A 19,696-nucleotide genomic window follows, 5' to 3' on the forward strand; every position below is an offset into this window, starting at 1 on the left:
GTTATCTGCCTTTTTCTTTGCGATTCAAACCGCGTTGTCGAGCAACCGAAACGCGCAAGATTGGCCTATGGCTTACTCGCCCTGCTGCTCCAGCGCGTATTTATACAGCGCGTTTTTCTTCACGCCGTGAATTTCCGCCGCCAGCGCCGCCGCTTTCTTCAGCGGCAGCTCGCTTTGCAGCAGCGCCAGGGTGCGCAGCGCGTCGGCCGGCAGCTCATCGTCCTGAGCTTTATGGCCCTCAACGATCAGCACCATTTCGCCTTTGCGACGGTTTTCATCCTCTTTCACCCATGCCAGCAGTTCACCTACCGGTGCGCCATGGATGGTTTCCCAGGTTTTGGTCAGCTCGCGGGCCAGCACCACATAACGCGCCTCGCCCCACACCGCGACCATATCCTCAAGGCTATCGAGAAGACGGTGGGTGGATTCGTAGAAGATCAGGGTGCGCGGTTCCGTTTCGATTGCCTTCATCGCATCACGACGGCCTTTTGATTTGGCCGGTAAAAAGCCTTCGTAGCAGAAACGGTCGGACGGCAGCCCTGCGGCGCTCAGCGCGGCAATCGCTGCACAAGGCCCCGGCAGCGGTACCACGCGAATACCCGCTTCACGGCAGGTGCGCACCAGATGATAGCCCGGATCGTTAATCAGCGGCGTTCCGGCATCGGAAACCAGCGCGATGTTGACCCCCGCTTTGAGCTTATCCACCAGCATTTGCGCTTTTTGTTGCTCATTGTGATCGTGCAGCGCAAACATCCGGGCGTTAATCGCGAAGTGTTGCAGCAATAAACCGGTATGACGCGTGTCTTCAGCCGCAATTAAATCAACAGCTTGCAATACTTCGAGCGCTCGTTGGGTAATATCAGCCAAATTTCCGATAGGAGTAGGTACAATAAAGAGTTGGCCTTGAGAATTATCCGCCGATTCGTGTTGTTTCATTGTTTAGTCCGTATTGCCGATTTAATATTGAGCATTGCGTAAAAAATATCACTGGATACAGTATGGTACCCTCAACATTTTCTCGTATGAAAGCCGCGCGCTGTCTGCCTGTTATCCTGGCTGCGCTGATTTTCGCAGGCTGCGGAACCCAGGCTCCCGATCAGAGTGCCGCCCAACTTCAGGGCGCGACGCAGGCTGACTCCGGCTTTTATCTGCAACAGATGCAGCAAAGCTCGAATGATAGCAAGACCAACTGGCAATTACTCGCCATTCGTGCACTGCTGAAAGAAGGAAAGAGCCAGCAGGCGCTGGAATTGTACAACCAGCTGCCGCAGGAGCTTAACGCTGCCCAACGTCAGGAGCAGTCGCTGCTGGCCGTTGAGGTGAAGCTGGCGCAGAAAGATTTTGCCGGTGCGCAGGCGCTACTGCAAAAGCTCAAGGCCGATGATTTCGACAGCGCTCTGCAAGCACGTTTCTGGCAAGACACCATCTCCGCCGAACAGGGCAAACCGTCGCTGACGTTGCTGCGAGCGCTAATCGCTCAGGCTCCGCTGCTGACTACCCAGCCAGCAAAACAGCAAAACAGCGATGCCACCTGGCAGGTGCTCTCCTCCATGACTCAGGCGCAGGCGAACGCGCTGGTGATCAATGCCGATGAGAATGAGCTACAAGGCTGGCTGGATCTGCAGCGCGTGTGGTTCGATAACCGCAACGATCCTGACATGATGAAGGCAGGGATCAAAGATTGGCAGACCCGCTACCCGCAAAACCCGGGGGCGAAAGTATTGCCATCACAGCTGGCCAACGTGCAGAGCTTTAAACCGGCTTCGGTCAATAAAATCGCCCTGCTGCTGCCATTAAGCGGCCAGGCGTCGGTCTTTGGCCGTACCATTCAAAAAGGCTTTGAAGCCGCGAAGAACGGTATCACGTCGGTCAGCGGCAGCGCGGTGCCGGAACAGGTTGCGCAGGCAGCCTCCACGGATGTCGTCAGCCCTTCGCAGGCTGAAGTTACCGATTTGACCAGCCCGCAGACCCAGGCCCCGGTTCAAACTCCAGCATCCGCAGCGCCGGTTCAGGCCGCAACCTCTGCACTGCCAGAAACCGCACCGGCGCCAGCCACATCCGCTCCAGCGCCAGCCGCACAGCCGCAGGCAGTTGCCAGCGTCGCAGCGAATCCATCGGCTGAGCTGAAAATTTATGACACCTCCACCCAGCCGCTGAACCAGATTCTGGCGCAGGCGCAGCAGGATGGCGTCAGCCTGGTGGTCGGCCCGCTGCTGAAAAATAACGTCGATGAGCTGCTGAAAAGCAACACCTCGCTGAACGTACTGGCGCTTAATCAGCCGGAAAACGTGAGCAATCACGCCAACATCTGCTACTTCGCGCTCTCGCCAGAAGATGAAGCCCGCGATGCTGCACGCCATATCCACGAACAGGGCAAACAATCTCCGCTGCTGCTGGTGCCGCGTAATACCCTCGGCGATCGCGTCACTCAGGCCTTTGCCGATGAGTGGCAGAAGCTGGGCGGCGGCACGGTGCTGCAGCAGAAATTCGGTTCGCTGTCTGAACTGCGCGGTGGCGTGAACGGCGGCTCCGGCATTGCGCTGTCGGGCACACCGGTTATCTCCAGCCAGTCGCAGCCACAGGGCGTGACCATTGGCGGCCTGACCATCCCACCAGCACCAACCGATGCGCAGATTAGCGGCAGCGGTAAAGTTGACGCCGCTTATATTCTGGCAACGCCGGAAGAAATTGCGTTTATCAAACCGATGATTGCGATGCGTAACGGCAGCCAGAGCGGCTCCCTGCTATATGCAAGCTCACGCAGTGCCCAGGGTACCTCTGGCCCAGACTTCCGTCTGGAGATGGAAGGTCTACAATACAGTGAAATTCCAATGCTGGCGGGCAGTAATCCTGCGCTGATGCAGCAGGCGCTGCGTGCGGTCAACAATGACTACTCGTTGGCGCGTCTGTATGCGATGGGCGTTGATGCCTGGGCGCTGGCCAACCATTTTGCCCAGATGCGCGGCATGCCGGGCTTCGAGCTCAATGGCAACACCGGCGATCTCAGCGCCAACCCAGACTGCGTGATTAACAGGAAGTTATCATGGCTCAAATACCAACACGGACAGGTGGTCCCCGCCAGTTAACCACTAAACAGGTCGGCGACGCGGTGGAACTCCGCGCGCGTCGCTGGCTGGAAAAACAGGGGCTGAAGTTTATCGCCGCCAACGTGCATGAACGTAGCGGCGAGATTGACCTGATTATGCATGACGCTACGGTAACGGTGTTTGTCGAAGTCCGTTACCGTTCGTCTGCGGCATACGGCGGCGCAGCCGCCAGTGTGACCCGCAGCAAACAACATAAATTATTACAGACTGCCCGCTTGTGGCTTGCCCGGCACAATGGGAGTTTTGATACTGTGGATTGCCGTTTCGATGTGTTAGCCTTCACGGGCAATGAGATCGAATGGCTCCAGAACGCTTTTAGCTAACAGAATGTAAAGGGATATCGTGCTCGAAAGAATCAAAGTGTGCTTCACCGAAAGCATTCAAACCCAAATCGCCGCGGCGGAAGCGCTCCCGGACGCTATCTCCCGAGCAGCGATGACCCTGGTACAGTCACTGCTTAACGGCAACAAAATTCTCTGTTGTGGTAACGGTTCGTCCGCGGCCAACGCACAGCATTTTGCTGCCTGCATGATTAACCGCTTCGAAACCGAGCGTCCTGGTTTACCGGCGATTGCACTTAATAGTGATAATGTGGTCTTAACCGCGATAGCGAACGATCGCTTACACGATGAGATTTACGCCAAGCAGGTGCGCGCGCTGGGTCACGCCGGTGATGTGCTGCTGGCTATCTCAACGCGGGGCAACAGTCGCGATATCGTCAAAGCGGTCGAAGCCGCCGTGACCCGTGATATGACCATCGTCGCCCTCACCGGCTATGACGGTGGTGAACTGGCGGGCCTGCTCGGGCAACAGGATGTCGAGATTCGTATTCCTTCGCACCGCAGCGCGCGTATCCAGGAGATGCACATGCTCACGGTTAACTGCCTATGCGATCTGATTGATAACACTCTTTTCCCACACCAGGACGACTAAGGAGAATAAATGAAGGCAATTTCGACCCTCGCAGTCCTTATTTCCGCATTGCTGCTTCAAGGATGTATTGCAGCCGCCGTTGTTGGCACGGCCGCAGTCGGCACCAAAGCCGCCACTGACCCGCGTACCGTGGGAACTCAGGTAGATGACAGCACGCTGGAAGTTCGCGTAAACAGCGCCCTGTCGAAAGATGCACAGATTAAGAAAGAAGCTCGCATCAACGTGACCGCGTATCAGGGCAAAGTCCTGCTGACCGGTCAGGCGCCGGATCTTAGCCTCGCCGCTCGTGCGAAGCAGATAGCCGTCGGCGTTGATGGCACGACTGAAGTCTTCAATGAAGTTCGTCAAGGCCAGCCAATTAGCCTCGGCACATCGTCCTCCGATACGTGGATTACCACCAAAGTTCGCTCTCAGTTGCTGACGACCGACCAGGTGAAATCCTCAAACGTGAAGGTCACGACGGAGAACGGCGAAGTCTTCCTGATGGGTCTGGTCACCGACCGTGAAGGTAAAGCCGCAGCCGACATCGCCAGCCGCGTGAGCGGCGTGAAGCGCGTCACCACCGCGTTTACCTACATTCAGTAATCATGCTGCCCGGCAGATTCACTGCCGGGCCATTTCTCTAAGCTGGCTCGACGACAGTATCGTCACCGGTGCGCTTGCCGGATGCTTTGCCATTCTCAGCATCGCTTTCGCCACATCTTCCGCTTGAATCGACTTCCAGTTCCCCGGCAACAGGCTAAACAGCGGAGCCAGCAGCTGTTCATTGAGTCGTGGCAAACGGCGATCGCCCAGCAGCATGGAAGGTCGCGCCAGCGTCAACTTCGTCCAGCCTTGCGCGATCAGCGCCGCCTCCGCTTGCCCTTTGACGCGATTGTAAAAGAATGGCGATTGGGTGTTGGCGCCCATCGCGCTGACCACCAGCATCTGCTGCGCGCCGAGACGTAAACCGGTTAATCCGGTTTCCACCACCAGATCGTAGTCGACGTGAGTGAACGCTGACTTCGAGCCCGCCTCGCTCTGCGTGGTGCCCAAACAGCAAAAAACGGTATCAACAGGGGTATTCACTTCCGCCAGCGCCTGGCGCAGGTCGGTGTCATGTGGATTGCCAATACCGAAGGCGTGCTCCAGCGGACGGCGTGTGGGGGCGATGATTGATTCGACCTGCGACTCGCGGCGCAGCATGTTGAGTAAGTGCCCACCAACCAGACCGGTGGCGCCGGTAATCAGTACATGGTGCATAAGGGTCTCCGTAATTCCCCGACGTTGCTACGCCCGATGGAATCACCGGGCGGCTTCAGCGTGTAGGCCGGATAACGCATCTACGCGACCATCCGACAAGATGCCGCATCATACCTGACGGCTCGACGCTTACCAGGCCTACAGCGTTGACTCGGTCAGGAGTCTGCTGGATTTATCCATTACGTCTGTGCCGATATAACCCAATCAACTTATAAGCGGCAGGAATAATAAACAACGATAGCAGCGGCGCGGTGATCATGCCGCCAATCATTGGCGCGGCAATCCGGCTCATCACCTCAGAACCCGCTCCGGTTCCCCATAGAATAGGCAACAGACCGGCAATAATCACGGCGACGGTCATCGCCTTGGGACGTACGCGCAGCACCGCACCGTGATACAGCGCATCATCCAGGCGTTCCTCACTAAAGGTTTGCGGGTTTTGCAGCGCTGGATCGGCCTCGATAGCGTGGCGTAAATACATCAGCATCACCACCCCAAACTCGGCCGCGACCCCGGCTAGCGCAATAAACCCAGTACCGGTTGCTACCGACATATGGAACCCTTGCCAGTAGAGGAACCAGATTCCCCCGACCAGCGCAAACGGCAGGCTCATCAGAATCAGCAGCGCCTCTTCTACCCGGCGGAACGCCAGATACAGCAGGACGAAGATAATCATCACCGTCATCGGTACCATCAGCTTAAGCTTTTTGTTCGCGTGTTCCAGTAGCTCAAACTGACCGGAGAACGCCACGCTGGTACCAGGTTTTAGGGTGACGCTACGGCTGATTGCCGCCTGCAGGTCATGCACCACCGAGACCATATCGCGGTCGCGCGCATCGATATAAATCCAACTCGCCGGGCGGGCATTTTCGGTTTTCAGCATCGTCGGGCCAGAGACCACTTTCACCTGCGCTACATCACCCAACGTAATTTGCTGTTTGCCGGGGGTGAGAATTGGCAGCTGGCGCAGCGCCGTTGGGCCGTCGCGGAACCCCTGCGGATAGCGGATATTAATCGGGTATCGCGCCACGCCCTCCACGGTTTCCCCGATCGTTGCGCCACCAATGGCTGACGAGACAAACAGCTGCACATCACCCACGGTCATCCCGTAGCGGGCGGCTTTTTGTCGGTCGATATCCACATCGATATAGCGCCCACCTTCCAGCCGCTCTGCCAGCGCAGAGACGACGCCGGGCACCGTTTTTGCCACCGTTTCAATGTGCTGCGCGGTGTCATCAATATCGGCAAGTGAAGTGCCCGATACCTTGATGCCGATGGGGCTCTTAATGCCGGTGGAGAGCATATCGATACGGTTACGGATTGGCGGCACCCACAGGTTCGCCAGCCCCGGCAAACGCACGGTGGCGTCAAGCTCGTCGATAATTTTGTCGAGGGTCATTCCCGGCCGCCACTGATCCTGCGGCTTAAGCTGGATCGTGGTTTCAATCATCTCCAACGGCGCGGAGTCGGTTGCCGTCTCCGCCTTGCCGGATTTACCGAATACCGAGGCCACTTCCGGCACCGTTTTAATCAGCTTATCGGTTTGTTGCAGCAGTACCGCCGCCTGCCCCGGCGAGATCCCCGGCAGAGTAGAGGGCATGTACAGCAAATCACCTTCGTTGATTTTCGGCAAAAATTCACCGCCAACCTTGCTAAGCGGCCACAGCACGGTAAACATCGATAGCAGCGCCACCAGCAGCGTCAGCTTCGGCCAGCGCAGCACTTTCAGCAGTAACGGGTGGTAAATCGCAATCAGAAAACGGTTCAGCGGATTACTCGCCTCCGCCGGGATTTTCCCTTTAATCCAAAAGCCCATCAGAATTGGGATCACCACAATCGCCAGCGCCGCCGCCCCAGCCATGGCGTAGGTTTTGGTAAAGGCCAGCGGGCCAAACAGCCGCCCTTCCTGCCCTTCAAGGGTGAAGATCGGGATAAACGACAGGGTGATAATCAGCAGGCTGATAAACAGCGCCGGCCCCACTTCCACCGCGGCGTCGGTTATCTCCCGCCAGCGGGTGCCGTTGTCCATCGGCTGTCCGGGATGCGCCTCCTGCCAGTGTTCCAGCCGTTTGTGGGCGTTCTCGATCATGACGATCGCCGCATCTACCATCGCCCCTACGGCGATGGCGATCCCACCCAGCGACATAATATTGGCGTTCAATCCCTGGAAGTGCATGACGATAAAGGCAATGCACAGCCCCAGCGGCAGCGAGACAATCGCCACCAGCGCTGAACGCAGGTGCCAGAGAAACAGCGCGCAGACCACCGCTACCACGATGAATTCTTCAATCAGCTTCGAGCGTAGATTGTCGATAGCCCGGTCGATAAGCTGGCTTCGGTCGTAGGTGGTCACCACCTCCACGCCCGCTGGCAGGCTTTTTTGCAGCGATGCCAGCTTCTCTTTGACCGCCGTAATCACTTCACGGGCATTTTTACCGGAACGCAGCAAGACCACGCCGCCGGCCACTTCGCCCTCACCGTTAAACTCGGCAATCCCACGGCGCATTTCCGGGCCAATCTGCACCCGAGCCACGTCCTTCAGGTAGACCGGTACGCCGTTTTCTCCGGCCTTCAGGACGATATGGTTAAAATCTTCGAGACTTTTGAGATAGCCGGTGGCGCGGACCATGTATTCCGCCTCCGCCATCTCCACGGAGGAGCCGCCCGCCTCCTGGTTCGAAGAGGTGAGCGCCTGTTTAACCTCGCTTAAGCTGATGCCATACTGGGCGAGCTTCAGCGGATCAACCTGCACCTGATACTGCTTCACTACCCCGCCCACCGAGGCCACTTCTGCCACATTAGGGATCGTTTTAAGCTCGTACTTCAGGAACCAATCCTGCAATGAACGCAGTTCTGCCAGGTCGTGTTTGCCGCTTTTGTCCACCAGCGCATATTCAAAAATCCAGCCCACGCCGGTGGCGTCCGGGCCAATTTCCGAACTGACGCCCTGCGGAAGTTTGCCCTGCACCTGGTTTAAGTACTCCAGCACGCGCGAACGCGCCCAGTACAGATCGGTACCGTCTTCAAAAATGACGTAGACATAGGAGTCACCAAACTGCGAGAAGCCGCGTACCGTTTTGGCGCCCGGCACCGAGAGCATGGTGGTGGTCAGCGGATAGGTGACCTGGTTTTCCACAATCTGCGGCGCCTGTCCTGGGTAGCTGGTTTTGACGATCACCTGCACATCGGAGAGATCCGGTAGTGCATCGACCGGCGTATTCACAATCGTCCAGCCGCCCCACAGGCTTAGAAACAGCACGCCCATCATCACCAGGAAGCGGTTAGCGACCGAGCGCCGAATAATCCATTCAATCATCGCCGTCTCCTTAATGCCCGGCATGGGCGTCGGCGGTATGCCGCATCCGGTCCAACGCGCCGCTAATATTGGCTTCAGAATCAATCAGGAACAGGCCGTTAACCACGATGGACTCTCCCACCGAAAGACCGGCAGCAATGCCCGTCTTATCGCCGGACTCGTGCAGCACCTGTATTTTCTTCGGCACAAATTCGCCGTTGCTGTCCACCGCGATCACCCGCTGTTCATCGCCGGTGTCAATCACCGCCTGTGACGGGATCAGCAGCATTTCGTCGCTCTGCGCGTTGAGCTTCAGGTAGGCGTTCATCCCGGGTTTTAGCAACTCGTCGGGGTTATTGACCTGTAGGCGAACCTGTAATGTGCGGGTGGCCGGATCGACGCTCGGCAGAATAGACGTTTTCTGGATCGGGAAAGATTTGCCCGGATAAGCCGGAATAGAGACCGTAAACTGAGAGGAATCCTTGAGCAGCCAGGCAATCGACTCCGGCACCGCCGCGCTGATCCACACCGGATCCATGCCCTGAATTTGCGCCACCACGTTATCTTTGGCGATATTCATTCCACTTTTCAGGCTGAACGCGGTGAGTACGCCGTCAATCGGCGCGGTGAGGGTAAACTGTGTCTGCACGCGGCGCGTAGTGCGCATCCGCTGGATATCCGCTTCCGGCATCCCCGCCAGCCGCAGGCGTTCAAGCACGCCTTCCAGCTGAATTGCCGTACCGCCGGAGTTAGCCAGCAGCAGATATTCGCTCTGCGCTTCAACCCATGAAGGAATGGTCACCGTCACCAGCGGCGTCCCCTTACGCACCTTATCGCCCACCGTCAGCGGGTAAACCTTATCGATAAACCCTTCGGCGCGCGCCTGCACAATCACGAACTGATATTCGTTATAGCTGACGTTCGCTGGAAGGGTTTGGGCATAGTCGAGCCGCCCCTTGCTCACCGTGGCGGTACGCAGCCCCAGATTGTGCACCTGCGTCGGGTCAATACGCACGCCGCTCGACTGCGTATCGCCGCCTTCATCGGCGTATTTCGCCACCAGGTCCATGTCCATAAACGGCGATTTGCCGGGCTTTTCAAAGCGCACATCCGGCTTCATCGGATCGTACCAGTACAGCACCTTGCGTTCAGCCGGTGCGGACTCAGCCTTAGCTGAGGGCGCAATAAAGTGGCTAATGGCGGCCATCGACAGCCCGCCAATGATCAGGCTACCGACGATCGCCGCCGTATATTTTAATTTGGCTGTCGTCATGGTGATTACAGCGCCTTGATGTCCTGGAGGAGGGAAAGATTGCCCTGCTGAACGAAGCTGAAGTTAACCTGCTCACCTTCTTTGAGCTGTTTAATCGCCTCGGTCGGCTCACTAAAGGTGAAGCGCATCGTCATCGCGGGCCAGCCAATCGCGGGGATCGCCTGATGATCGATGGTTATCTTCTTCGCATCCATATCAATGAGTTTGACGATGCCAGTGCCCTCAATCACCTGCGCTTTCGCGCTCATGTCCATCATCTGCATATGGCCGTCATGCTGCATTTCTGCGGCCTGTACGTTCAGCGCCAGCATCATAAAAACGCCGCCAACCAGAGTAGTTAATTTACGCATCGCTTAAGACTCCTGAATAAAAAGTTAGGCTTTCCAGCCGCCGCCAAGGGCGCTGAACAGATTGATTTCGTTAACCTGCTGGGAATAAATCAGATCGAGGATCGCTTGCCGGGTAGCAAACAGTGAACGCTCGGCGTCCAGTACTTCGATATAGCTCACCGCCCCGCTGGCATAGAGCGCGCGGGCGCGTTGCAGAGTAATTTGCAGCGAGGCTAAATAGCGCTGCTGGGCCACCAGTTGCGCCTGAATGCTGTCGCGCAGCGAGAGCGTGTCGGCCACCGCTTTAAACGCCGCCTGAATTTTTTGCTCGTAGTTCACCACCGCCTGGCGCTGCTTCACGTTCGCCAGCGCGAGGTTGGCTTCGTTACGCCCGGCGTTAAAAATGGGCAGGTCAATCTTCGGCACGAAGTTCCACATGCCGCTGGCGGCGTTAAACAGGCTGGAGAGCGTTGAGCTGCTGCTCGAGACGCCGCTGGTCAGGGTAATCGATGGGAAAAATGCCGCTCGCGCCACGCCGATATTGGCATCCGCCGCGCGGAGCTGATGCTCTGCTTCCATAATGTCCGGACGCTGAAGCAGAATGGTGGAAGGCAGATTCGCTGGCAGCGGCAGCGGGTTGACCGCTGCGGCCGACTGCGTGGAGTCGGCAATCGTTGTGCTATAGACGCCCAGTAGCTGTTGAAGCGTATGGTTGGCCTGCGCCAGTTCGCCTTCGCGCTGAGCGATATCGGCGCGGGTGCTTTCAATCACCCCGCGCGCCTGTTCCAGCGCCAGCACGTTGGTGCTGCCGGTCACCAGCTGCTGTTCCACAAAAGCGTAAGACTGCTGGTAGTTTTTCAGCGTCTCTTTGGCAATCACCACCTGGGCGCTCAGACGGCGCTGGTTGAAATAGGCCTGGGAGACGTTGGTCACCACCACGATTTGCGCCGCGCGCTGCGCCGCCTGGCTGGCGGAGAAGTTCTGCCTGTCGGCCTCACTCATGTTTTTCAGCTTGCCGAAAAAGTCGAGCTCGTAGCTGAGATTCAGCCCCACATTGTAATTTTTGGTGGTGGCGTTCTGCCCCTGGAGATCGCCCTCATAGCTTGCACCAGAAGTGCCATTGAGCTGCGGATAGCGCCCGGCGTCGGTCACGTTATACTGCGCGCGCGCGGCTTCCACATTCAGCACCGCCATACGCAGGTCACGGTTGTTACGCAGCGCGACGTCAATCAAGCGCCTGGCCTGCGGGTCAGCGAAAAAGGTTTGCCAGCCGGTCTCTTGCCATTGGCTGCCGGTCGGCACCAGCGCCCCCCGGGAGAGCGAAAACTGTTCCGGAACGACCTTTTCGGGCGGCCGATAGTCCGGCGCCAGCGAAGTGCAGCCGGCCAGAATAAACGCCATCATCAGCGTCAGCGGTTTTAGAGTAAGCATGTCACGTCCTGTTCAGCCAAATCAGCAGGGGCTGGTAATGTGCATACCTTACGGGAGTGACTCTGTTTGCTCGGTGACAGGATAATGACAAAGTTGTCATTTAAGGCGCAGAGGGAAATTCGGCTGTGATCGCGTTGGCGAAAAATAGCGCTAATGAAAGACCCGGCTTTATTTCATCGGTAAAAAGACAATTATTTAATTCCAAATATTCGACGCCATCACACTCTATGATGAAAATAATAATCAGCTCACACTTTCACGACCATTCGGGTCGATAAAAGAATAAAACCAAAAATACAAAAACCAATAATTTCATACAGATAAAAATAACCCGTTAATTACAGCCTATTTTTACTGTGAAACTCGCCACACAACGGCACAATATCGACGCCGTGCCAATATTAAAACATTGTTTCACCCTAAGCCCCCTTCTATCATCATTTTGCTTCACCTTTTCACCCATCCTTACCTCTGTTCAGGGATAGATAGTCTCGCCCGTCAACCGGAGTCAAAAATGAAATTTAAAACTAAAGCGCTAGGTCTGGCCCTGTTATTCACCCTTTCACCCCATGCCTTCAGTGAACAACTCGACGTCTGGATCCGCGCCAGCAATGATTCAAAAGTTATCTATCAAAAGCTCGCCGACCAGTTCGAGAAGGAAACCGGGATATCGATAAAGTACTTTAATGCGGTCACTGACTTTGACCAGCGCCTAGCGCGCGCGGCCACCGGCGGCGCGTTGCCCGACGTGGTGTTTAACGACGCGATTATCGTCGGCCAAATGGTCCAGCTGGGTATCGTCGATGAGATTAAGCCGGGCGAGTTGAAAGGCGGCAGCGATGTGTATGAGGCGGCGTGGAAATCGACTCAGCAGCCGGATGGCAAATACTACGGCGTGCCCACCTCGGCTCACACCTACGCGCTGTTTATCCGTCAGGACTGGCTCAATAAGCTGAACCTGAAAGCGCCAACCAACTGGGATGAACTGAAAAAAGTCGCTCAGGCATTCACCCACGATGATCCTGACGGTAACGGTAAAAAAGACACCTACGGTTTTACCATGCCGCTGGCCACCACCCGTGGCTACGCCAGTTCATTCTCCTCGTCTTATCTTTGGCAGGCGGGCGGCAACTATTTAGTCGCGACCCAACCGGGGAAATTCAAGGCGGCGTTGGACAGTAAAGAGATCGCCAGCGCGATGGCCTTTATGCGCGGGATGGTGTGCGAAGGGCTGGCGCAGCCGGGCGCCATTAACCACACCACCGCCGACGCCAACACCTCGTTCCGCTCCGGCCAGACCGGCATGTACTCATCCGGCCCGTACCATATCGCGCTATTCGATAAAGATCCTGGCAAGCAAACCTACACCGTTGTGCCACCACCGGCAGGCCCCGGCGGCGCAGTCTCCATGGCGGAAGGCACCACCGCGTTTCTCATGAAAACCAGCCCGCGCAAAGCGGCAGCGAAGAAATTCCTCGAGTTTCTGATCTCACCTGAAGGACAGAAGATCGGTATGGCGGTGGATAGCACCTCGATGCCGATCGTCCGTCTGCCGGTGAACAAAACGCTGAATATCAAGGATTACCACGACGATCCGCGCTGGGCAGTGTTTGCCGAAACCTATGCTAAAGAAGGACGTTATATGCCGCAGATCCCAAACTGGATCCCGGTACGCCAGATTACCGCCGACGGCTTTAACAAAATTTACGCCAGCTGCGACGGGGATATTCCGGCAGTGCTCAAAGAGATAAATGACAAGGTTAACGAGGAGCTGAAGCGGCAGAACGCCTGGGCGGAGTAAGGGTCAAGCATGAGCCTGCGCCAGCCGCAGGCTCTTCCCCTGTCTTGCTATCGCCCCACGCTCCATTAGAATGGCCCCATCACACAGCGGCGATGGAGGGCGCGTGAAAATACTGGTTGTCGAAGATGAGATCAAAACGGGTGAATACCTGAGTAAGGGGCTAACGGAAGCGGGCTTCGTGGTGGATCACACCGACAACGGCCTCAACGGCTATCACCTGGCGATGACCGCAGATTACGATCTTATCGTGCTGGATATTATGCTGCCGGACGTGAACGGTTGGGATATCGTCCGCATGCTGCGCGCCGCCAATAAGGGTATGCCGATCCTGCTGCTGACCGCGTTGGGCACCATTGAGCACCGGGTAAAAGGGCTGGAACTCGGCGCCGATGACTATCTAGTGAAGCCGTTCGCCTTTGCCGAACTGCTGGCCCGCGTCAGAACGCTGCTCCGCCGTGGCGCTGCCGTGATTGTCGAAAGCCAGTTTCAGGTCGCCGATCTCACCCTCGATCTGGTTTCCCGCAAAGTCACCCGCGGCGATACCCGCATCACCTTGACCAGTAAAGAATTTACGCTGCTGGAGTTTTTCCTGCGCCATCAGGGCGAAGTGCTGCCGCGATCGCTCATCGCCTCCCAGGTGTGGGATATGAATTTCGATAGCGATACCAACGCCATCGACGTTGCCATTAAGCGCCTGCGCGGCAAAATTGATAACGATTTTTCACCCAAGCTGATTCAGACCGTGCGCGGCGTTGGCTATGTGCTCGAGGTCCGCGATGAAGGGTAATTTGCGCCGTCGTCCATTTTCGCTGGCGACCCGCCTGACCTTTTTTATTAGCCTCGCCACCATCATCGCTTTTGCCGCCTTTACCGGCATGATGCTGCATTCGGTCGAAAAACACTTTGCCGAACAGGACGTCAACGATCTTAAGCAGGTAAACGCCACGCTCAGTTCATTGCTGACCGCGCCGGATACTTCTGAAGCCGAGAAAATCAGCAACATCAGCAGCGCGCTGGCCAGCTATCGCAATATTGCCGTGCTGCTGCGCACGCCTGACAACCCACAGCTATATCGTTCCCCCAATGGGCCTGATTTATCGCCAATCTTTGCCTCTCCCCAGTTTGCTCAGGAGTTAAAAACCCAGCGTATGTTCCGCTGGGGAGGCAGCAGCATGCCGCCTATGCCGGGGCATGAAGCCAGCGCCAGGCCAACGACCACTTACCGGGTCATCGCCTCAACGTTCCATGACAACGAGCGCACCTACACGCTGCTGATTGCGCTGTCGATAGACTTTCATCTGCACTATCTCGATGAACTCAAACGCAACTTGATGATGATCGCCGCCGTCATTAGCCTGCTGATTATCGGGATCGTGTTGATCGCCGTGCGTAAAGGCCACCAGCCGCTGCGCAACGTGAGCATGAAGATCAAAAATATCACCTCGGATAATCTCGATGTGCGGCTGGAACCCGAGCGCGTGCCGATTGAACTGGAACAGCTGGTGATATCGTTCAACCAGATGATCGGCCGGATCGAAGATGTCTTCCGTCGGCAGGCCAATTTCTCTGCCGATATTGCCCACGAGATCCGCACGCCGATCACCAATCTGGTGACGCAAACCGAAATCGCCTTAAGCCAGCCGCGCACGGTTAAAGAGCTGGAAGACGTGCTCTATTCGAGCCTCGAAGAGTACAACCGGATGGCGAAGATGGTGAGCGATATGCTGTTTCTGGCGCAGGCTGATGAAAATCTGCTGATCCCGGAACGCATACCGTTAGATCTGCAGAGCGAAACGATCAAGGTCTTTGAATTCTTTGAGGCCTGGGCCGAGGAGCGCGAGGTTAAGCTGCGCTTTGTCGGGCAGCCGTCGCTGATTGAAGGCGATCCGCTGATGATCCGTCGTGTCATCAACAACCTGCTGTCGAATGCGATCCGCTATACCCCGCGCGGCATGTCGGTGACCGTGCAGGTTAGTGCCCAAGATGACAGCATTATCTATCGCGTGGAGAATCCAGGAACACCAATCCCTGCCGAGCATTTACCGCGGCTGTTCGATCGTTTCTACCGGGTCGATCCCTCTCGGCAGCGCAAAGGGGAAAACAGCGGTATCGGGCTGGCGATCGTCAAATCGATCGTGCGGGCACACGGCGGGAAGATCGGCGTGACGTCAGACACCGTCGCCACATGCTTTACGATTACACTGCCGAAGATGGGCAATTAGTCGCGCAGCCAGTGGAGCTTTTTGCCAAAGCCTAAGGTGTTGTCGGTGAACTTCAGCTCATCCAGACGCAGCTCCCAGACCGGGGCCGACAGGACGCGAGCAACCTGAAAACGGCGCACGTACAGCGCCCGTTTCTCCGCGGCCTCATCCCCTTCCAGCAGGCGAATTTCGCCTTTGAACTGTACGCCGCGAATGAGCGCCACCGTTTTGGGTTGACCATTAACGGTACCGGCAACTGGCGCCTGTTTGCCGGTCATTTGCCCATGGCGCGTGGTCTCTTCACTGAGCAAATAGAAAGCAACGCGCTGCGGGTCGTAGACGTAGAACGCGTTAGCGCACCACAGCTCACCCTCCCTGGCCACACACCAGCTAACCACGTGTTGTTTTGCTAGCCAGCGGCTAATGGCAGCGAGCGTTTCCATCTGTTCTCTCCGATATGCTATGGTGCGTCCATCCTTACAGACAGGTTGGCACACGTGCGTTGGTTTCTTTATCTCGTCCGGACCGAGGACAATAAATTGTACACCGGTATCACCACCGATGTTGAACGGCGATTCCACCAGCATCAAAGCGGTAAAGGGGCGAAGGCGCTGCGCGGCAAAGGCGAGCTGAAGCTGGCATTTTTCGGTGAAGTGGGCGAGCACTCGCTGGCGCTGCGCCTCGAGTACCGCATCAAGCACCTGACGAAGCGCCAAAAAGAGCGCTTCGTCGCAGGTGACGGTTCATTTGAAACGTTACTGGACAGCCTTAGAATCGGTTGAAGTGGTCCGAATACTCCACCAGACCGTGTACGCCTTTCAGCGCGTCATCTGCCAGCGGGTGGACCATAAACGCCTCTTCAGTGCCCGGCCAGCGGCAGCGTAAATCATACTGCGCGGCGCGTTCAAAGCCGAAACGGCCGTACAGCGCCGGATCGCCCAGAGTAACGACCGCCGCATAGCCAAACTCGTTCAGCGAATCCAGCCCTTCGTAGATCATCTGGCGTGCCAGCCCCTGACCACGGTACTCTTCATCCACCGCGACCGGAGCAAGACCAACCCACTGCAGCTCTTCACCTTCAACGCTAACCGGGCTAAAAGCGACGTAGCCGACGACATGACCTTCATCATCCGTGGCCACCAGCCCCAGCGTAATCAGGCCGTCTTCACGCAGATCGCGTACCAGACTGGCTTCGCCATCACCGTTGAATGCGCGACGCAGCAGCGCGTCGATTCCCGGGGCATCAATTCCAATTTCTACTCGAATCAGCATGGCTCACCTACCGATGTATGTTTAGTTTCTGATGGTGATTTTAGGCCAGCTTCGACAAAATCAGCCAGCTGCATCAGCATCACGCGCAGCGCTTTTGGCATCTGCTCAAGCTCAATGGCATCCATCAGGTTTTTGACATAGAGACCCAGCTCCGTATCGCCTTCGATAACCAGCCGACGCTGGAAGAAAAGCGTATCCGGGTCCTGTTTACGCGCAGCGATCATCAGTAAGTCGCTGGCATCCGCGCTGAAGCTGACATCCGCCTGGGCGTTGTCGCTCACAATTAAGCGCTCGTTCTGTACCGAGGTGAACCATTTGAGGCCAATATCGCGCACCTCAATGCTCAGCCAGCGGCCGTCGAGAAAATCCAGTTCACCGTCATTGAGCGCCTGGCGGAACTGCCAGCTTAACACCTGCTGCAGAACCTGGCGTTTAAGGGCGAACGGCGTAAATTTCACCGGGACGCTCATCAAAGTTGGCGCTACATGGACCAGACGTGAACGCAGTTTATCCAACACAAGCTTTACTCCCTGAATGCAATAGTTCCGTTATTTTGCCATATCAGATAAACGACATAGCGGCGTAAATCAACAATTATGTCGTGAGGCAGAGGGATTATTGGCGTCATCAATACGCTTTTGTCTGCCTCAAATCAAAAATGATTAGCGATAGGTTAACTAAAATCCCTAATCATTAACAATAATGCGCCCCTGCTGGGCCGCGAACTCAGGAAGAATTATGGAGTTGCTCTGCCCTGCCGGAAACCTTCCGGCGCTTAAGGCGGCTATCGAAAACGGTGCCGATGCGGTGTATATCGGGCTGAAGGATGATACCAACGCCCGCCATTTCGCCGGTCTTAACTTCACCGAGAAGAAGCTGCAGGAAGCGGTAAACTTCGTTCACCAGCATAACCGCAAACTGCATATCGCCATCAATACCTTTGCGCATCCCGATGGCTACGTGCGCTGGCAACGTGCGGTGGATATGGCGGCACAGCTGGGTGCCGATGCGCTGATCCTCGCCGACCTCGCTATGCTTGAGTATGCCGCAGAGCGCTACCCGCATATTGAGCGCCATGTCTCCGTTCAGGCATCGGCGACCAATGAAGAGGCGATTAATTTCTACCATCGCAACTTCGAGGTTGACCGTGTGGTCCTGCCGCGCGTGCTGTCGATTCACCAGGTGAAGCAGCTGGCCCGCGTCACCCCGGTACCGCTGGAAGTCTTCGCGTTCGGTAGCCTGTGCATTATGGCCGAAGGCCGCTGCTACCTTTCCTCCTACCTGACCGGTGAGTCGCCGAACACCGTCGGTGCCTGTTCGCCTGCACGCTACGTGCGCTGGCAACAAACGCCACAGGGGCTGGAATCACGTCTTAATGAAGTGCTGATCGACCGTTATCAGGATGGTGAAAACGCCGGTTATCCGACGCTGTGCAAAGGACGCTATCTGGTCGACGGCGAGCGCTATCACGCGCTGGAAGAACCGACCAGCCTCAACACCCTGGAGCTGCTGCCGGAACTGTTAGCCGCCAATATCGCATCGGTGAAAATCGAAGGCCGTCAGCGTAGCCCCGCGTACGTCAGCCAGGTCGCCAAAGTCTGGCGTCAGGCGATTGATCGCTGCAAAGCCGATCCGCAGAATTTCGTCCCACAGGCTTCCTGGATGGAGACGCTTGGCTCCATGTCCGAAGGGACTCAGACCACCCTCGGTGCGTATCACCGTAAATGGCAGTAGGAACAGCAATGAAATATTCATTAGGGCCAGTGCTTTACTACTGGTCAAAAGAGACGCTGGAAGATTTTTACCAGCAGGCCGCGACCAGCAGCGCCGATACCATTTATCTGGGCGAAGCGGTGTGCAGCAAACGTCGCGCCACTAAAGTCGGCGACTGGCTGGATATGGCCAAATCCCTCGCCGGCAGCGGCAAGCAGGTGGTGCTCTCGACCCTCGCTTTGGTTCAGGCGTCATCCGAGCTGGGTGAACTCAAACGCTATGTTGAAAACGGCGATTTCCTGGTGGAAGCCAGCGACCTCGGCGTGGTAAATCTGTGCGCCGAGCGTAAGCTGCCATTCGTGGCTGGCCACGCGCTGAACTGCTACAACGCCGTGACCCTGCGTGTACTGCAAAGACAGGGCATGACCCGCTGGTGTATGCCGGTCGAGCTGTCGCGCGACTGGCTGGTCAACCTGCTCAATCAATGTGAAGAGCTGGGCATTCGCGATAAGTTTGAAGTCGAAGTGTTGAGTTATGGTCATCTGCCGCTGGCCTACTCTGCTCGCTGCTTTACCGCGCGTTCCGAAGACAAACCGAAAGATGAATGCGAGACCTGCTGCATCAAATACCCTACCGGGCGCAGCATGCTGTCGCAGGAAAATCAGCAGGTGTTCGTGCTTAACGGTATCCAGACCATGAGCGGCTACGTCTATAACCTGGGCAATGAGCTGACCTCAATGCACGGGCTGGTCGACATGGTGCGCCTGTCGCCGATGGGTAATGAAACCTTCGCTATGCTCGACGCCTTCCGCGCCAACGAAAACGGCACCGCGCCGCTGCCGCTGACCGCCAACAGTGATTGTAATGGTTACTGGAAACGTCTGGCCGGGCTGGAACTGCAGGCCTGATAAAAACCGCTCACTTTGTTAACAACAGTCATCAGTTTTTAATGCATTATTAAAGTTGCAGCTTTTCTGGCCGGGTCTCACCCGGCTGGAAGAAGACCTTCAATCTGATGACTATGCATTGAATCATTCAGGCTTTTCACCGCGAATAGTGGTCCCACCTGAAAGACGAAGTGTATATGCTGTAGCAAAGT

19 protein-coding genes are annotated in these 19,696 nt (G+C 56.5%); 10 read left to right on the forward strand and 9 right to left on the reverse strand.

Annotation, left to right across the window (positions count from 1 at the left end; genetic code table 11):
• Positions 1-72 precede the first annotated feature (72 nt).
• Positions 73-936: a 16S rRNA (cytidine(1402)-2'-O)-methyltransferase gene (gene rsmI, locus LZ634_RS12865; protein ID WP_234505650.1), complete on the reverse strand. Its 864-nt coding sequence runs from the start codon at positions 934-936 to the stop codon at positions 73-75.
• Positions 937-998: 62 nt separating this feature from the next.
• Here rsmI and LZ634_RS12870 point away from each other — a divergent pair, with 62 nt between their 5' ends.
• From LZ634_RS12870 to dolP, 4 genes are read left to right on the forward strand one after another with little or no spacing between them, the layout of a single operon-like run.
• Positions 999-3,086 carry a penicillin-binding protein activator gene (locus tag LZ634_RS12870; protein WP_234505654.1) on the forward strand — a complete coding sequence of 696 codons (2,088 nt, stop codon included), beginning with the start codon at positions 999-1,001 and terminating at the stop codon, positions 3,084-3,086.
• The gene (locus tag LZ634_RS12875; RefSeq protein WP_234505655.1) at positions 3,044-3,430 is read left to right on the forward strand and encodes a YraN family protein; all 387 of its coding nucleotides are present in this window, start codon (positions 3,044-3,046) and stop codon (positions 3,428-3,430) included. Before LZ634_RS12870 ends, LZ634_RS12875 begins: the two co-directional genes overlap by 43 nt.
• Positions 3,431-3,449: 19 nt before the next feature.
• Positions 3,450-4,040, forward strand: coding sequence for a DnaA initiator-associating protein DiaA (gene diaA, locus LZ634_RS12880; protein ID WP_234505658.1), 591 nt, complete (start codon positions 3,450-3,452; stop codon positions 4,038-4,040).
• Between the two features lie 9 nt (positions 4,041-4,049).
• Positions 4,050-4,625, forward strand: a complete 576-nt coding sequence (dolP, locus tag LZ634_RS12885; RefSeq protein ID WP_234505661.1) for a division/outer membrane stress-associated lipid-binding lipoprotein — start codon at positions 4,050-4,052, stop codon at positions 4,623-4,625.
• A gap of 18 nt (positions 4,626-4,643) precedes the next feature.
• On the opposite strand, the gene LZ634_RS12890 is transcribed toward dolP, so the two are convergent.
• The 5 genes from LZ634_RS12890 to LZ634_RS12910 all read right to left on the reverse strand — a co-directional run bounded on the left by LZ634_RS12890 (position 4,644) and on the right by LZ634_RS12910 (position 11,610).
• Positions 4,644-5,282: an NAD-dependent epimerase/dehydratase family protein gene (locus LZ634_RS12890; protein ID WP_234505664.1), complete on the reverse strand. Its 639-nt coding sequence runs from the start codon at positions 5,280-5,282 to the stop codon at positions 4,644-4,646.
• Between the two features lie 172 nt (positions 5,283-5,454).
• On the reverse strand, positions 5,455-8,598 hold the full coding sequence (locus LZ634_RS12895; protein WP_234505667.1) for a CusA/CzcA family heavy metal efflux RND transporter: 3,144 nt from the start codon (positions 8,596-8,598) through the stop codon (positions 5,455-5,457).
• Positions 8,599-8,608: 10 nt separating this feature from the next.
• A complete protein-coding gene (locus tag LZ634_RS12900) occupies positions 8,609-9,850 on the reverse strand; it encodes an efflux RND transporter periplasmic adaptor subunit (protein ID WP_234505670.1) in 1,242 nt (413 codons plus the stop codon).
• A gap of 5 nt (positions 9,851-9,855) precedes the next feature.
• The gene (locus LZ634_RS12905; protein WP_320673458.1) at positions 9,856-10,200 is read right to left on the reverse strand and encodes a copper-binding protein; all 345 of its coding nucleotides are present in this window, start codon (positions 10,198-10,200) and stop codon (positions 9,856-9,858) included.
• Between the two features lie 24 nt (positions 10,201-10,224).
• On the reverse strand, positions 10,225-11,610 hold the full coding sequence (locus LZ634_RS12910; protein WP_234505673.1) for a Cu(I)/Ag(I) efflux RND transporter outer membrane protein: 1,386 nt from the start codon (positions 11,608-11,610) through the stop codon (positions 10,225-10,227).
• Positions 11,611-12,124: 514 nt separating this feature from the next.
• On the opposite strand from LZ634_RS12910, the gene LZ634_RS12915 reads away from it, so the two are divergent.
• The 3 genes from LZ634_RS12915 to LZ634_RS12925 all read left to right on the forward strand — a co-directional run bounded on the left by LZ634_RS12915 (position 12,125) and on the right by LZ634_RS12925 (position 15,633).
• Entirely contained in the window at positions 12,125-13,411 is a 1,287-nt protein-coding gene (locus LZ634_RS12915) for an ABC transporter substrate-binding protein (RefSeq protein WP_234505677.1), read from the forward strand.
• 103 nt (positions 13,412-13,514) lie between these two features.
• Positions 13,515-14,198 carry a copper/silver response regulator transcription factor gene (locus tag LZ634_RS12920; protein ID WP_234505680.1) on the forward strand — a complete coding sequence of 228 codons (684 nt, stop codon included), beginning with the start codon at positions 13,515-13,517 and terminating at the stop codon, positions 14,196-14,198.
• On the forward strand, positions 14,188-15,633 hold the full coding sequence (locus LZ634_RS12925) for a Cu(+)/Ag(+) sensor histidine kinase (protein ID WP_234505684.1): 1,446 nt from the start codon (positions 14,188-14,190) through the stop codon (positions 15,631-15,633). The genes LZ634_RS12920 and LZ634_RS12925 overlap by 11 nt, the downstream gene beginning before the upstream one ends.
• On the opposite strand, the gene LZ634_RS12930 is transcribed toward LZ634_RS12925, so the two are convergent.
• Positions 15,630-16,055 (reverse strand): YhbP family protein, encoded by a 426-nt coding sequence (locus LZ634_RS12930; protein ID WP_234505686.1) that lies wholly within the window; start codon positions 16,053-16,055, stop codon positions 15,630-15,632. The genes LZ634_RS12925 and LZ634_RS12930 overlap by 4 nt on opposite strands.
• Positions 16,056-16,109: 54 nt before the next feature.
• Between LZ634_RS12930 and LZ634_RS12935 the strand changes: the two genes are divergently transcribed.
• Positions 16,110-16,394, forward strand: a complete 285-nt coding sequence (locus LZ634_RS12935) for a GIY-YIG nuclease family protein (RefSeq protein ID WP_234505690.1) — start codon at positions 16,110-16,112, stop codon at positions 16,392-16,394.
• Here LZ634_RS12935 and LZ634_RS12940 read toward each other — a convergent pair.
• Positions 16,381-16,884, reverse strand: a complete 504-nt coding sequence (locus LZ634_RS12940; protein ID WP_052283663.1) for a GNAT family N-acetyltransferase — start codon at positions 16,882-16,884, stop codon at positions 16,381-16,383. The genes LZ634_RS12935 and LZ634_RS12940 overlap by 14 nt on opposite strands.
• On the reverse strand, positions 16,878-17,402 hold the full coding sequence (gene ubiT, locus LZ634_RS12945; RefSeq protein WP_061281695.1) for a ubiquinone anaerobic biosynthesis accessory factor UbiT: 525 nt from the start codon (positions 17,400-17,402) through the stop codon (positions 16,878-16,880). The genes LZ634_RS12940 and ubiT overlap by 7 nt, the downstream gene beginning before the upstream one ends.
• A gap of 220 nt (positions 17,403-17,622) precedes the next feature.
• On the opposite strand from ubiT, the gene ubiU reads away from it, so the two are divergent.
• Together ubiU and LZ634_RS12955 are read left to right on the forward strand one after the other, a co-directional pair.
• Positions 17,623-18,618 carry a ubiquinone anaerobic biosynthesis protein UbiU gene (gene ubiU, locus LZ634_RS12950; RefSeq protein WP_234505692.1) on the forward strand — a complete coding sequence of 332 codons (996 nt, stop codon included), beginning with the start codon at positions 17,623-17,625 and terminating at the stop codon, positions 18,616-18,618.
• Positions 18,619-18,626: 8 nt separating this feature from the next.
• Positions 18,627-19,505, forward strand: coding sequence for a U32 family peptidase (locus LZ634_RS12955; RefSeq protein ID WP_234505695.1), 879 nt, complete (start codon positions 18,627-18,629; stop codon positions 19,503-19,505).
• Positions 19,506-19,696 lie beyond the last annotated feature (191 nt).

It is taken from the genome of Kluyvera intermedia (assembly GCF_021440345.1).
Lineage (GTDB): Bacteria > Pseudomonadota > Gammaproteobacteria > Enterobacterales > Enterobacteriaceae > Kluyvera > Kluyvera intermedia_A.

Excerpts from the sequence above, each read along its gene's own strand:
- LZ634_RS12875 (WP_234505655.1), top strand. The coding sequence starts at position 3,044 with ATGGCTCAAATACCAACACGGACAGGTGGTCCCCGCCAGTTAACCACT.
- LZ634_RS12910 (WP_234505673.1), bottom strand. The coding sequence starts at position 11,610 with ATGCTTACTCTAAAACCGCTGACGCTGATGATGGCGTTTATTCTGGCC.
- LZ634_RS12895 (WP_234505667.1), bottom strand. The coding sequence starts at position 8,598 with ATGATTGAATGGATTATTCGGCGCTCGGTCGCTAACCGCTTCCTGGTG.
- ubiU (WP_234505692.1), top strand. The coding sequence starts at position 17,623 with ATGGAGTTGCTCTGCCCTGCCGGAAACCTTCCGGCGCTTAAGGCGGCT.
- LZ634_RS12930 (WP_234505686.1), bottom strand. The coding sequence starts at position 16,055 with ATGGAAACGCTCGCTGCCATTAGCCGCTGGCTAGCAAAACAACACGTG.
- LZ634_RS12870 (WP_234505654.1), top strand. The coding sequence starts at position 999 with ATGGTACCCTCAACATTTTCTCGTATGAAAGCCGCGCGCTGTCTGCCT.
- LZ634_RS12900 (WP_234505670.1), bottom strand. The coding sequence starts at position 9,850 with ATGACGACAGCCAAATTAAAATATACGGCGGCGATCGTCGGTAGCCTG.
- LZ634_RS12905 (WP_320673458.1), bottom strand. The coding sequence starts at position 10,200 with ATGCGTAAATTAACTACTCTGGTTGGCGGCGTTTTTATGATGCTGGCG.
- LZ634_RS12915 (WP_234505677.1), top strand. The coding sequence starts at position 12,125 with ATGAAATTTAAAACTAAAGCGCTAGGTCTGGCCCTGTTATTCACCCTT.
- LZ634_RS12890 (WP_234505664.1), bottom strand. The coding sequence starts at position 5,282 with ATGCACCATGTACTGATTACCGGCGCCACCGGTCTGGTTGGTGGGCAC.
- LZ634_RS12955 (WP_234505695.1), top strand. The coding sequence starts at position 18,627 with ATGAAATATTCATTAGGGCCAGTGCTTTACTACTGGTCAAAAGAGACG.
- LZ634_RS12925 (WP_234505684.1), top strand. The coding sequence starts at position 14,188 with ATGAAGGGTAATTTGCGCCGTCGTCCATTTTCGCTGGCGACCCGCCTG.
- LZ634_RS12940 (WP_052283663.1), bottom strand. The coding sequence starts at position 16,884 with ATGCTGATTCGAGTAGAAATTGGAATTGATGCCCCGGGAATCGACGCG.
- rsmI (WP_234505650.1), bottom strand. The coding sequence starts at position 936 with ATGAAACAACACGAATCGGCGGATAATTCTCAAGGCCAACTCTTTATT.
- dolP (WP_234505661.1), top strand. The coding sequence starts at position 4,050 with ATGAAGGCAATTTCGACCCTCGCAGTCCTTATTTCCGCATTGCTGCTT.